Source organism: uncultured Georgenia sp. (assembly GCF_937958535.1).
Lineage (GTDB): Bacteria > Actinomycetota > Actinomycetes > Actinomycetales > Actinomycetaceae > Oceanitalea.
In genome coordinates, this window is the sequence record NZ_CALGNQ010000270.1 from 1 (window position 1) to 11,547 (window position 11,547).

General features: G+C 75.3%; 15 protein-coding genes and 1 tRNA gene. 10 read left to right on the forward strand and 6 right to left on the reverse strand.

Going from position 1 to position 11,547, the window contains the following annotated elements; all coding sequences use genetic code 11:
• Positions 1–48 precede the first annotated feature (48 nt).
• From Q0195_RS14960 to Q0195_RS14980, 5 genes are all read left to right on the forward strand, one after another.
• Positions 49–843, forward strand: a complete 795-nt coding sequence (locus tag Q0195_RS14960) for a DUF5819 family protein (RefSeq protein WP_299279962.1) — start codon at positions 49–51, stop codon at positions 841–843.
• A complete protein-coding gene (locus Q0195_RS14965) occupies positions 840–1,898 on the forward strand; it encodes an HTTM domain-containing protein (RefSeq protein WP_299279964.1) in 1,059 nt (352 codons plus the stop codon). The genes Q0195_RS14960 and Q0195_RS14965 overlap by 4 nt, the downstream gene beginning before the upstream one ends.
• Before the next feature lie 4 nt (positions 1,899–1,902).
• Positions 1,903–3,384: an NAD(P)/FAD-dependent oxidoreductase gene (locus tag Q0195_RS14970; protein WP_299279966.1), complete on the forward strand. Its 1,482-nt coding sequence runs from the start codon at positions 1,903–1,905 to the stop codon at positions 3,382–3,384.
• 107 nt (positions 3,385–3,491) lie between these two features.
• Positions 3,492–4,283, forward strand: coding sequence for a type I 3-dehydroquinate dehydratase (aroD, locus tag Q0195_RS14975; RefSeq protein ID WP_299279968.1), 792 nt, complete (start codon positions 3,492–3,494; stop codon positions 4,281–4,283).
• Positions 4,280–5,041, forward strand: coding sequence for a hypothetical protein (locus Q0195_RS14980; RefSeq protein WP_299279970.1), 762 nt, complete (start codon positions 4,280–4,282; stop codon positions 5,039–5,041). Before aroD ends, Q0195_RS14980 begins: the two co-directional genes overlap by 4 nt.
• A 7-nt stretch (positions 5,042–5,048) precedes the next feature.
• On the opposite strand, the gene Q0195_RS14985 is transcribed toward Q0195_RS14980, so the two are convergent.
• A complete protein-coding gene (locus Q0195_RS14985; RefSeq protein ID WP_299279972.1) occupies positions 5,049–5,462 on the reverse strand; it encodes a (deoxy)nucleoside triphosphate pyrophosphohydrolase in 414 nt (137 codons plus the stop codon).
• A gap of 83 nt (positions 5,463–5,545) precedes the next feature.
• Between Q0195_RS14985 and Q0195_RS14990 the strand changes: the two genes are divergently transcribed.
• Together Q0195_RS14990 and Q0195_RS14995 are read left to right on the forward strand one after the other, a co-directional pair.
• Entirely contained in the window at positions 5,546–6,271 is a 726-nt protein-coding gene (locus Q0195_RS14990; RefSeq protein ID WP_299279974.1) for a M50 family metallopeptidase, read from the forward strand.
• Positions 6,272–6,324: 53 nt separating this feature from the next.
• The gene (locus tag Q0195_RS14995; RefSeq protein ID WP_299279976.1) at positions 6,325–6,831 is read left to right on the forward strand and encodes a MarR family transcriptional regulator; all 507 of its coding nucleotides are present in this window, start codon (positions 6,325–6,327) and stop codon (positions 6,829–6,831) included.
• A 6-nt stretch (positions 6,832–6,837) separates the two neighbouring features.
• Here the strand turns inward: Q0195_RS14995 and Q0195_RS15000 are convergent, their stop codons facing one another.
• Positions 6,838–7,434: a MarR family winged helix-turn-helix transcriptional regulator gene (locus Q0195_RS15000; protein WP_299279978.1), complete on the reverse strand. Its 597-nt coding sequence runs from the start codon at positions 7,432–7,434 to the stop codon at positions 6,838–6,840.
• 128 nt (positions 7,435–7,562) lie between these two features.
• Here Q0195_RS15000 and Q0195_RS15005 point away from each other — a divergent pair.
• Positions 7,563–7,636 (forward strand) — tRNA-Gly (locus tag Q0195_RS15005).
• 51 nt (positions 7,637–7,687) lie between these two features.
• On the opposite strand, the gene Q0195_RS15010 is transcribed toward Q0195_RS15005, so the two are convergent.
• Entirely contained in the window at positions 7,688–7,819 is a 132-nt protein-coding gene (locus tag Q0195_RS15010) for an SHOCT domain-containing protein (protein WP_299279980.1), read from the reverse strand.
• 10 nt (positions 7,820–7,829) lie between these two features.
• On the opposite strand from Q0195_RS15010, the gene dcd reads away from it, so the two are divergent.
• Together dcd and Q0195_RS15020 are read left to right on the forward strand one after the other, a co-directional pair.
• Positions 7,830–8,408, forward strand: coding sequence for a dCTP deaminase (gene dcd / locus Q0195_RS15015; protein WP_299279982.1), 579 nt, complete (start codon positions 7,830–7,832; stop codon positions 8,406–8,408).
• Positions 8,405–9,418: a hypothetical protein gene (locus tag Q0195_RS15020; protein WP_299279985.1), complete on the forward strand. Its 1,014-nt coding sequence runs from the start codon at positions 8,405–8,407 to the stop codon at positions 9,416–9,418. Before dcd ends, Q0195_RS15020 begins: the two co-directional genes overlap by 4 nt.
• A 48-nt stretch (positions 9,419–9,466) precedes the next feature.
• Here Q0195_RS15020 and Q0195_RS15025 read toward each other — a convergent pair whose 3' ends face one another.
• The 3 genes from Q0195_RS15025 to Q0195_RS15035 form a co-directional block, all read right to left on the reverse strand.
• A complete protein-coding gene (locus Q0195_RS15025; RefSeq protein ID WP_299279987.1) occupies positions 9,467–10,087 on the reverse strand; it encodes a DUF3618 domain-containing protein in 621 nt (206 codons plus the stop codon).
• Positions 10,087–10,470, reverse strand: coding sequence for a phage holin family protein (locus tag Q0195_RS15030; RefSeq protein ID WP_299280034.1), 384 nt, complete (start codon positions 10,468–10,470; stop codon positions 10,087–10,089). The genes Q0195_RS15025 and Q0195_RS15030 overlap by 1 nt, the downstream gene beginning before the upstream one ends.
• 197 nt (positions 10,471–10,667) lie before the next feature.
• Entirely contained in the window at positions 10,668–11,501 is an 834-nt protein-coding gene (locus Q0195_RS15035) for a hypothetical protein (protein ID WP_299279988.1), read from the reverse strand.
• Between the last annotated feature and the right edge of the window lie 46 nt (positions 11,502–11,547).

Here is an 11,547-nt window from a genome sequence, read left to right on the forward strand (position 1 = left end):
CGGGCCGTGCGGCCACGCCCACCCCACCGCACAGGAAGGTCCCGGCAGGTGAGCACCCTGCACCCAGACGACACCCAGACCCCCGAGCCCGTCACCACCCGAGCCCGGCTGGTGCTGTGGCCACTGGTCGCCGTCGTCCTCGTCCACACCCTGCTCATCGCACTGTGGGTCGGCCCGGACACCCCCGTGCGCAAGACCGTCGGCGAGGACCGGCTGCGGAGCTACGTCATGCCCGCCTTCGAGCAGAACTGGCGGATCTTCGCCCCGACACCACGCCGCGTCGCCGTCGAGCTCGACGTCCGGGCCCGCCTCGTCGACCCGGCCACCGGCCAGGAGACGACGACCGACTGGGTCAGCCTGGTCGACGGCGAGGACTCCCTCATCCGCGGCAACCCCTTCCCGCCCCGGATGGCGCTCGCGGCCCGGCGCACGGCGAACCACCTCGTCACCCGGACCCGAGAGCTGAACGCCGAGCAGCGGCGCCAGATCGAGGCGGACTACCTCACCACCCCGGTCGCCGAGCTGCGGGACAGGCTCAACCGCGGCCAGGGCGACTCCCCGGCCGGCCCCTCCACCGTCAACGCCTACCTGCGCTACGACGCGGTCGCCACCGCGCTGGCCACCTCCTACGCCGCGGCGGCCCACGACGGCGAGGTCACCCACGTCCAGTACCGCACCTCACGGCGCTTCACCCCCGACTTCGACGAGCGCCACGAGCGCGACATCGACGACGTCGAGCCGACGGTCTACGCCTACGGCTGGCGCCCCGCATCCGAGCTCGGGGAGGAGACCGCCGAGCTCTTCGCGCCCTACGTCCGCGTCCAGCAGGAGGCGACCCGATGACCGCGCCACTCGCCACCGCCACCCGCCCGCTCCTTGCCGCCGTCACCCGGGTCGAGACCTGGTTCGCCGATCGACAGCACGCGCTCCACGGCCTGAGCGCGAGCCGGATCCTCGTCGGGACGGCGGTGCTGGGCATCCTCGTGACGAACTTCGGGATGCGGCACGTGCAGTGGGGGCCTGCCTCGCAGTGGATCGCGGCCTACCGCGCCGACACCGGGGCCGGACCGCTGGACGCCGTCTTCGGCACGTCGAGCACGACGCTGTTCACCCTGGCCTACCTCGCCGTCATGGCGCTCGCGGTAGCGGTCGTGCTCGGCTGGCGCACCCGGCTCACCACCGCGCTGCTCGTCGTCGGACTGGCCTCGATCGTCGAGCGGAACGCGCTCATCGGAGACCAGGGCGACAACATCGCCCGGATCGGCCTGCTGCTCATGGTCTTCATGAACACCTCGGCGCACTGGTCGCTGGACGCCCGTCGCCGTCGCCGCCACGCGGGCCGACGGCTCGGGCTCGGCCGGCGCGTCCTCCACGGCCTCCCGGTGGCCCCGCCCTGGCTGGCCAACCCGGTCCACAACGCCGCTCTGCTGGCCCTCGCCCTGCAGCTGTTCATCCTCTACACCGCGTCGGCGCTCTACAAGGTGCAGGGCGAGCCGTGGCAGGACGGCACCGCCCTCTACCACCCGCTGAGCCTGCACGAGTACGCGGTGTTCCCACAGCTCAACCGGCTCCTCACGCACAGCGACGTCGTCGTCGTGGTCGGCACGTACGTCGCGGTGTTCGTCCAGCTCTTCTTCGCCGTCGGGCTGCTCCACCACGTCACCCGCCGCGTCGCGCTGGTCGGCGTCATCCTCATGCACCTCGGCATCGCCGTGCTCATGGGGTTGCCGTGGTTCTCGCTGTCGATGATCGCGTTCGACTCGATCTTCGTCTCCTCCGCCACCTTCGCCTCCGTCACGACGGCGCTCGGCAGCCTCGGACGTCGGCTCCGCCCGCGTCCACCGAGCCCGCCGGCCCCCGTTCGCCAGGCGGCCGGTGTCGGGCGCAGGGCAGAATGACGTGATGCCTGCCCCCACGCAGACCACCGACGTCGTCGTCGTCGGCTCGGGGCCCAACGGGCTCGCGGCCGCGGTGACGATGGCCCGCGCCGGGCTCGGCGTCGTCGTCCTCGAGGCCGAGCCCACCGTCGGCGGCGGTGCCCGCACGCTCGACCTCGGCCTCGGTGAGGGGCTGCGGCACGACATCTGCTCCGCCGTCCACCCGCTCGCCACCGCCAGCCCGTTCCTCGCGGCCTTCGACCTGCCGGCCCGCGGTGTGGAGCTGGTCGTGCCCGAGCTCTCCTACGCCCATCCCCTGGACGGGCGCCGGGCGGGCCTCGCATGGCGCGACCTGGACGCCACGGCCGAGGGGCTCGGCGCGGACGGGCCGGCGTGGCGGCGGGTCTTCGGCCCGCTCGTGCGCGACGCCGAGGCCGTCGTCGCCGCCACGCTCGCGGACATGCGCAGCCTGCCGCCCCAGCTGCGCTCGCCGCGGGGGCTGCGCGGGGCGCTCGCCTTCGGCCTGCGCGTGCTCGTCGAGGGCACCCCGCTGTGGAACCTGCCCTTCCGGGGCGAGGTCGCGCCCGCCATGGTCACCGGAGTCGCCGGACACGCGATCGCCGCGCTGCCCGCCCTCGCCCCTGCCGGTGTGGCGCTCATGCTCGGCACGCTCGCGCACAGCGTGGGCTGGCGTATCCCGGTGGGCGGCTCCCAGGCCATCACCGACGCCCTCGTCGCGGACCTGCGCGCCCACGGTGGTGAGGTCCGCACCGGTACCCGGGTGCGCTCCTGGCGGGAGCTGCCGCGCGCCCGCGCCTACCTGCTCGACACCTCCCCGCAGGTCGCGGCCGAGATCTGGGCCGGCCGGCTGCCCCCACGCATGGAGCGCCGGCTGCGCCGCACCCCTGCGGGGGGCGGAGCGGCGAAGGTCGACTTCGTCCTCTCCGGCCCGGTGCCCTGGGCCGTCCCCGAGGTGGGGCAGGCGTTCACGGTCCACGTCGGTGGCACCAGGCAGGAGATCGCCGCGGCGGAGAAGGACGTCGCCCGCGGCCGCCTTCCCGAACGACCCAGTGTGCTGCTCTCCGACCCGACCGTCGCCGACCCGGCGCGCGAGCGCGACGGGCTGCGGCCGCTGTGGACCTACGCCCACGTGCCCCTCGGCTGCGACGTCGACATGACGGAGGCAGTCACCCGCCAGATCGAGCGCTTCGCACCCGGCTTCCGCGACGTCGTCGTCCGCAGCGCGGCGGTGCCGGCCTCCCGTATGGGTGAGCACAACCCGAACCTCGCCGGGGGTGACATCGCCGGTGGGGAGGTCACCATGCGCCGGGTGCTCGGCGGACCGACCGGACGGTGGGACCCCTACGCACTCGGCGTCCCCGGCGTCTACCTGTGCTCCTCCTCCGCGCCCCCGGCACCCGGTGTGCACGGGATGAACGGCTGGCACGCCGCCCGGCGTGCACTGCGTCACCGTTTCGGCCTCCCGGTCCCGTCGCTGGCCCCGTGAGGGCCGCGTCGTTCCCGGGCTGAGGGCGTGTCCCGGGGTGCGGGCGGAGCGGCCGACGACCCGCGGCTCGCGGGTAAGGTGCTCCCGGACCAGGTGAGGAGGTGGCGATGAGCGCCGTCGTGCGGCTGCGCGACGTGCCCGTGGGGGAGGGGCGCGTGAAGGTTGCCGCCCCCCTGTGCGGCACCACGCCGGAGGAGCTGCTCGCCGAGGCCGACCACGTCGTCGCCGCGGGGGTCGACATCGCCGAGTGGCGGGTGGACCACCTGCTCGCCGCCTCCCCGGACCTCCCCGAGCCCGCGCTCGGGACCGCGCTCCGTGACCGTCTGGGCGCGACGCCGCTGCTCCTCACGGTGCGCAGCGCCGGCGAGGGCGGACAGGTGGACCTCGCCGACGGTGCCTATGCCGGCGTCGTGGACCAGCTCCTGCGCGCGGGTGGTGCCGACGCCGTCGACCTCGAGCTCGCCCGCACCGCCGTGCTGAGCGACCTCGTCGCACGGGCCCGCGAGACCGGCACCCGCGTCCTCGTCTCGGGCCACGACGTCACCGGGACGCCGTCCGTCGCCCAGCTCACCGAGTGGCTCGCCGCGATGGCCGCCGCCGGCGCCGACATCGTCAAGGCCGCCGTCACGGCCCACACCCCGCGCGACGTGCTCGCCCTCCTCGAGGCGACGGTCGCCGCACGAGAGGCGCTCGACGTCCCGGTCGTCACGATGGCGATGGGCCCCGCCGGGCTGGTGAGCCGGCTCTGCGGGGAGGCGTTCGGCTCGGCCGTCACCTTCGGGGCCGTCGACCGGGCCTCGGCCCCGGGCCAGATCGACGTCGGGCGGCTGCGCGCCGTCATCGACCTGGTTCACGAGCACGGGTCCCCCGCCGGGCCCAGCAGGAGGAGCGTGCAATGAGTCAGGAGTTCACCGTCTACCAGGCGACGAACCCCGCGACCTCACCGGAGGCCCTCGCCGAGATGGCCCGCAGCCGGCCCGACCTGCGCCAGTTCGTCGCCGCCAACCCGGCGACCCCGCAGCACGTCGTCGAGTGGCTGGGCACGCTGGGCGACCACGCCGTCGACGCCGCCCTGGCCCGCCGCCGTCCCGCCGCGCCGGCCGCTCCCCAGTCCCCCGCCGGCCCGCCGGCCGGGGGGTACGGGACCGGGGCTGCCCAGGACTGGTCACCCACCGCACCGGCCGCCGGCGCGCCCGGCCGGACCGTCGTCGGCTCCTACGCCCCGCCGCCGCAGCCGCTGGCGGGCACCAACCCCTACGCACCGCCGGAGACCTACGGGGCGGGTCCTGCCTACGGGTCCGGCCACGCGGCCCCGGCGCCCGTGACCGGGCTGCCACAGGACGCCTACGGCTACCGGCTGCCCGAGGCCGGTGGCCGCCGCCGCACCGGGCTCGTCGTCGCGATCGTCGTCGGGGTGGTCCTGCTCCTCGGGGCCCTGGTCTTCGCCGCCTCGGCGATCTTCGGTGCCATCGACACGAGCGCCACCTACGGGGACGACCCGGACCTCGACCGGCTGTGGGACCAGTGCGCCGCGGGCAGCGGCCAGGCGTGCGACGACCTGTACATGGAGTCGCCGTTCGGCTCCGAGTACGAGGAGTTCGGCGATACCTGCGGCAGCCGGCGCCCGCCGGGCGAGTGGTGCGCCGGCCGGATCTGAGGGCGGCTCAGCGGCGCAGCTGCAGCGCGGCGACGATCGGCTCGTCCGCCGGGAGCCACGGCAGCTCCGTCCAGTCCTCGGCGTCGACCCACCGGACGTCGTCGTGGTCGACGAGCGGCGCGGGGGTGCCCGAGGCGACCCTCGCGCGCCACACCCGCAGGCGCAGGGACCGGTCGATGGCCCAGTCCCCGGCGAGCGGGCCGGGTACGCGGGCGCCCACGACGAGCCCGACGCCGAGCTCCTCGCGGATCTCGCGGTGCAGCGCCGCCGCCGGGTCCTCCCCGGGCTCGACCTTCCCGCCGGGCAGCTCCCACCGACCGGCCAGCGCGGCAGGCGCCGACCGACGGGCGGCGAGCAGCAGACGTGGCGAGGTGAGGTCGTCGACGATCGCGGCGGCGACGACGAGGCCGTCGCCGCTCATCCGCGCACCGGGTCCCTGGTCACGCCGCGAGGGTACCGGTGCCGGGGAGGACAGGGGTGCCGTCGGGCGGGCACGATGACGGGATGGAGGTGACCCAGGTGTGGTCCGCGGTGGTCGACCGGCTGCGGCCGGGCGCGCCGCTCGGCGAGGTCGGTGTGCCCGCCGAGGTGCTCTGGGGCGCCCTCGCCCTCGGTCTGCTCGCCGTCGCCCTGCGACCGCTGTGGCGGGTGCTGCGGGTGGGGGTGACGGTCGTGCACGAGCTCGGGCACGCGGTGGTCGGGGTGCTCGCCGGACGTCGCTTCACCGGTCTCGTGCTGCGCCCGGACATGTCGGGCCACGCGGTGACAGTCGGGCCCTCCCGCGGCACCGGCCGGGTGGTGACGACGTGGGCCGGCTACCCCGCCCCGGCGCTGGTCGGTGCCGCGCTCGTCCTCGCCGGGAGTGCAGGCTGGGCGGCACCGGTGCTCCTGACCACGGTGGTGCTCCTGCTCGTCGGCCTGCTCCGCGCGCGCTCGGGCTACACCGTGCTCGTCATGCTGGCGACCGCCGCCGGGACCGGCTGGCTGTGGTGGTCGGGCGGGGACGAGCTGCAGGGGCTGGTGCTCCTCGCGGTCGGCGTCCTGCTCCTGCTCGGCGCGTGGCGCCACCTGGCCGCCGTGGGCCGCACCCGCGGGTCGGGCTCCGACCCGGAGGTGCTGGCCCGGCTCACCCGGGTGCCGACGGCGCTGTGGATGGTCACCTTCGCCCTCGTCCACGCGGCTGCGAGCTGGGTGGTCGCCGACCGGCTGGCCGACCTGCTCGTCCGTTGACAGCACGACCACGACAGTCGATACTTGAACAATCAACTAAGAAGGGTGGATCGATGAGCGACGAGACGGCCCCGCGGTGGCTGACACCCGTGGAGCGTGAGACGTGGCTGAGCATCTCCGAGCTCGTCACCACCCTGCCCGGGGCGCTCGACTCGCGGCTGCAGCACCACGCCGGCATCACCTTCTACGAGTACATGGTCATGGCCATGCTCTCGGAGCAGGACGACCGCACCCTGCAGCTCAGCGAGCTCGCCGAGCTCACCTCCGGCTCGCTCTCCCGGCTCTCCCACGTCCTCACGAGGCTCGAGCGGCACGGGTGGGTGGTGCGCGAGCGCTCCCCGCGTAACCCGCGGGCACGGATCGCCACCCTCACCGACACCGGGCTGGACAAGGTGGTCGAGACCGCCCCGGCGCACGTCAACGACGTCCGGGAGCTCGTCTTCGATGCGATCTCCGCGCAGGACGTGCCCGAGCTCGCCAGGATCCTCGGCCCGGTGCTGGAGCGCCTGCGGCCGCCCGAGCGCCGGATCCGCGCGAACCGCGGCGTCGGGGTCCGCTGAGGCCGGTCACGAGGCCGCGGGCGACCCGCCGATCTGCTGCCGGCCGTCGTCCCGGCCACCGAGCCGCAGCGCGTCGGCCGCCGCGCGGACCTGCTCCAGCTCGGACTCGCTGAGCGACCGCGCCATGGCGTCGAGCAGGCGGATGCGGATCGCCTCCGACTGGCCGAGCACGGCCTCGCCCTTGGGGGTGAGGTGGACGAGCGTCGGCTCCGCGTCCGCCCGCTGCTCCGCCGGGTGGTGGTGCCGCGCCAGCAGTCCCTTGCGCACCAGGCCCTCGACCGTCGCGGCCGCGGCCGCGTCGGTCTGGCCGGTGAGCCGGGCGATGGTGCGGTGGTGGTCGGCCCCCTCGGAGACCGCCGTCAGCGTCTGCAGCTCGCCCAGCCGCAGCCCGGTGAGCTCCTCGACCCCGTTGACGATGATCCGCCGGGTCTGCTCCAGGCGGGAGGAGTCGGCGTCGAGCTCGAGGATGGTGGTGACGTTCTCCCCGGGCGCCGTGGTGCGCAGCGCCTGGCGGACCTGGCTCGCGGTGTCCAGCTCCTCGTCGAGCCGGTCGTCGAGGCCGACGAGTGGCAGGGGTGGGGGTTCCTCGTGCTTGGTGCTCACAGTTGGTCAACGCTACGTGACCCCTCCGGGTTCCACCCCCCGACCGGGCGACCCACCGAGGCGGTGTTTTCGACTCGCGCCGGACGCTGGTTATACTCATGTGCGGCAGCGACCGACATCGCCGCCACGCGGGTGTAGTTCAATGGTAGAACTTCAGCTTCCCAAGCTGACAGCGCGGGTTCGATTCCCGTCACCCGCTCCACCACGTCGCCCCGGGCCGAGCGCCCGGGGCGACGTGCTTTTCTTCGCGGCGTCACTGCTCGGCGCGCAGGACGGCGCGCCGGGCCCGGTACTCCGCCTCGTCGATCTCGCCGGCAGCGAACCGCTCGGCCGGCGCCCGTTCACCGGCCGGCCCGCCGGCGCCGGCTGCGGGCGGGTGAGGCACAATCGCAGGCGTGCTTCTCTCCGACCGCGACATCCGGGCCCAGATCGAGGCGGGGCGTGTCCAGCTCGACCCGTACGACCCGGCGATGGTCCAGCCTGCGAGCATCGACGTCCGGCTGGACCGCTGGTTCCGGCTCTTCGACAACCACCGCTACCCGGTCATCGACCCGGCGCAGGACCAGTCCGACCTCACCCGTCTCGTCGAGGTGGACCCGGACGAGCCCTTCGTCCTGCACCCGGGCGAGTTCGCCCTCGCCTCGACGTACGAGCTCCTCACTCTGCCCCCCGACATCGCCGCGCGCCTGGAGGGCAAGTCCTCCCTCGGCCGCCTCGGCCTGCTCACCCACTCGACGGCGGGGTTCATCGACCCGGGGTTCACCGGCCACGTCACCCTGGAGCTGTCCAACACGGCGACGCTGCCGATCACGCTGTGGCCCGGGATGAAGATCGGCCAGCTGTGCTTCTTCCAGCTCTCCAGCCCGGCCGAGCGTCCCTACGGCGCCGGGGCGCATGGCTCGCGCTACCAGGGCCAGCGGGGCCCCACGGCCTCCCGCTCCCACGTCGACTTCAGCCGGGTCCGCCTGCAGTGATCGACGACCAGCTGCCGCTGCTGGACCGGGCTCTCGCCGAGCCCCGTCACCTGCTCGTGCTCTCGGCCGAGGTGCACCCCGACGAGGTGGAGGCGCTGGCCGTCTCCCACTTCGACGACGCGGGCTGGGTCGGGCCGGGTGTGCTGCGGCTGACCCGGGAGGCGCAGCTGACCGGGCCGTGGCGGGTGGACGACGCGCTGCGCGCGGCCCTCGACCTGCCCCCGTGGGCCACGGCGGCGATGCTCCTGCGCTGCCCCGTGGAGCGCTCCTCCCCGATCCCGCCCGAGCTGCGCGGCCTCGGTGGCCTGCTCGACGCCTTCCCCGAGGGGGAGCCGGTCGGTCTGGAGCGCCTGGCGCTGGAGCACCTGCTCGGCCAGGCGCGGCGGCTGGCCGGAGCGTTGCGGGTCGCCGGTACCGGCACGGTGCTCGTGCCCGACCCGGCCTCCGCCGTCGACCTCACCCTGCACACCACGGTGTGGCTCGAGCCGGAGGCCTGCGCGCGGGTGCTGGCGCCGCTGCTGCCCGGGCTCACCCTCCCGGAGCCGGTCGCGCCGCAGGAGCCGCCGAGTGACCGGCGGGCGGTGGACGTGAGCCCGCAGCGGGCGCGCGCGGCGGCCCGGCTGGACGAGGGGGAACGTGCGTGGCTGCACGCCGAGGCGGACGCGCTGGACGCTGCGGTGCTCGCCCAGCCGCAGGTGGTCGAGGGCTACGCCCTGGAGGCACCGGTGCCCGGCGGGGTCCTGGAGGTCGGGGTGGCCGGTGACGAGCACACCCCGCTCGTCCTGCGCGCGCTGCCGTGGGCGCGCGGTGGGGTGATCAGCTACGAGGTGCGCTGGCGGCCGGACGACCCGGCCGTCGCGTTGGGGCCCCGGCCCCCGCTGGGGCTGCGGCGCGCCCGCGACGAGGTCCGCGCCACTGTCGAGCGCGTGGTCGTCGCGCTGCACGCTGCGGTGGGCGGCCAGGTCGTGGACGACGACGGGTTCCTCGTCGCCGTGGACACGCTCGGCTGACCAGCGCGGCGGGGGCCCCTCGACGAGGAGCCCCCGCGCGCGGCCGGTTCAGTGGTCCTCGCGGACCGTCCGGGCGGAGTCCTCGGCCTGGGAGCGGACGTCCTGCGCGGCGCCGGTGCCCTCCTCCCGCACGTGCTGGGCACCCTCGGTGGCCGTGTCCTTGACGTCCTGGACGGCCTGCTGGGCGGGTTCCCGCAGGTGTTCGGCGGTCTCCTTGGCGGCGGACCTCACCTCCTCGGTGGCCTTGGCGAGCGCGTCGCTCGACCGGGCCTCCTCGACGAGCTCGCGCTCCTTGCGGGAGGACGGGACCAGCCCGGCGACGAGCAGGCCGACCCCGAAGGCGATGAGGCCTGCGGCGAGCGGGTTGCCCTCGGCCTTCTCCTTGACGCGGTGGGGTGCCTCCCGGGCGAGCTCACCGGCCCGGTCGGCCTGGTCCCGGACGGAGTCGCCGGCGTCGGAGGCGGCGCCGAAGACCTTGTCCCGGGCGTCGGACGCGGTGCCGAAGACCCGGTCCTTCGCGCCGGTCACGGCGTCGCGCACCCGCTCGCCCTGGCGGTGGGCGATGGTGCTCGGGTTCACCCGGTCGGTGAGGGCGTCGACGTTCTCGCTGAGGTCGCTGCGGGTCCGGGCGATGTCCGCGCGGATGGCCTCGGGGTCGTTGGTGGTCATCAGTGGTCCTGTCCTTTCACGGCGTCCGGGATCTTCTTGACCGTCTCGGTGGTGCGCGGCATGCCCTGTGCCTCCTTGACCTCCTTGCGGCCGGTGACCGCCAGCACGGCGGCGACGACCCCCCAGACCACGGCGACGATGAGTGCGGACCAGCCGAGCGCCGGGCGGGTGTCCCCGTCGCCGATCAGCGCGCCCAGCGCCCACCACAGGGCGAGGGAGAGGAAGAGGAGGGTGAACCAGCCGGCGAGCCCGGCGCCGCCGAACATCCCGGCGCCGCGGCCGACCTTGGTGACGGTCTGGGTGAGTTCGGCCTTGGCGAGCTCCAGCTCCTGCCGGACGAGCGTGGAGAAGTCCTCGGTGATGGTGCGGACGAGGTCGCCGATGCTCGCGTCCGGAGCAGGGCCGGCGGAGGGCGCACCGGCCGGCGGTGCTGTGTGCGCACGGGGCGCCGACCCTGGCGGTGGTTCGGTCAGGGGGACCGGACCGGGCGGTGGTGCGGTCGGGGGGACCGCACCGGGCGGGCTGGCCGCCCCGGCAGGCGGGCCGCCGGGCGGCGTCGGGGGAGTGGTGCCGGGCACGGTCATCGGGAACCGCCCTGGTCGGGCACGCCGGTGGCGAGGCCCGGCGGGTGCTCCTCGAGGAGCGGGCGGCCGGTCGTGCCGCCCACCGGGGCGGGGGTCGTGGTCCCGTACGTGACGCTCTCGTACCCGGACCCACGCGGATCACCCGCGGTGCCGCCTCGGTACCCCGTGCCGCTCCGGTACCCGGAGGTGCCCGAGCCGGTCGACGCCGCGGAGGAGTCGTCGCCGGTGCTGTCCTTCAGGCTGCGGGCGACCCGTCCGACGACCAGGCCGAGGCCGGCCGCGGCGAGGATGAAGGTGCCCGGGCGGCGGCGCGCGTAGCGGCGCACCTCGTCCATGACCGACGAAGGGTCGCGGTCCTCGAGCCAGCGGCCGGCGTTGTCCGCGACGTGCGACGCCCACCGCGCCACCTGCGTGGCGGGACCCGGCTCCTCGGCGCCCTCGGCCAACCGGTCGAGCTCGGAGGAGAAGGAGCGCAGCCCGCTCGCCAGCCGCTCCTGCTGGGCGGCGGCCTGGGAGGAGAGCTCGGACTGGCCCTGTCTCAGCAGGTCCTGGGCCTGGTGCCGGGCCTCCCCGACGGTGCGGCGCGTCTCCTGCCGCGCGGTGTCCGCGACCCGGGAGGCCTGCTCCTTTGCGGTGCCGGCGACCTTCCCCGCCTCCTCCCTGGCGGCCTGCGTCGTGCCGGGACCCTCGTCGGCCTGCGACGACGCGACCGGTGCGCCGGTCGGCGCCGGCGGTGGGACCACCGGGGAGGGTGGGCCGACCGGGGGTCGTGCCTCGTGCTGCCCGAGCGTCCGGGGGTCGCCCGTCGGTCGGGTGGTGTCCTCAGTCATCTGGTCCAGTCCCTTCGGTGCTGTTCCAGCCCCGGCGCGACGCCGA

Excerpts from the sequence above, each read along its gene's own strand:
- Q0195_RS14965 (WP_299279964.1), top strand. The coding sequence starts at position 840 with ATGACCGCGCCACTCGCCACCGCCACCCGCCCGCTCCTTGCCGCCGTC.
- Q0195_RS14970 (WP_299279966.1), top strand. The coding sequence starts at position 1,903 with ATGCCTGCCCCCACGCAGACCACCGACGTCGTCGTCGTCGGCTCGGGG.
- aroD (WP_299279968.1), top strand. The coding sequence starts at position 3,492 with ATGAGCGCCGTCGTGCGGCTGCGCGACGTGCCCGTGGGGGAGGGGCGC.
- Q0195_RS14980 (WP_299279970.1), top strand. The coding sequence starts at position 4,280 with ATGAGTCAGGAGTTCACCGTCTACCAGGCGACGAACCCCGCGACCTCA.
- Q0195_RS14985 (WP_299279972.1), bottom strand. The coding sequence starts at position 5,462 with ATGAGCGGCGACGGCCTCGTCGTCGCCGCCGCGATCGTCGACGACCTC.
- Q0195_RS14990 (WP_299279974.1), top strand. The coding sequence starts at position 5,546 with ATGGAGGTGACCCAGGTGTGGTCCGCGGTGGTCGACCGGCTGCGGCCG.
- Q0195_RS14995 (WP_299279976.1), top strand. The coding sequence starts at position 6,325 with ATGAGCGACGAGACGGCCCCGCGGTGGCTGACACCCGTGGAGCGTGAG.
- Q0195_RS15025 (WP_299279987.1), bottom strand. The coding sequence starts at position 10,087 with ATGACCACCAACGACCCCGAGGCCATCCGCGCGGACATCGCCCGGACC.
- Q0195_RS15035 (WP_299279988.1), bottom strand. The coding sequence starts at position 11,501 with ATGACTGAGGACACCACCCGACCGACGGGCGACCCCCGGACGCTCGGG.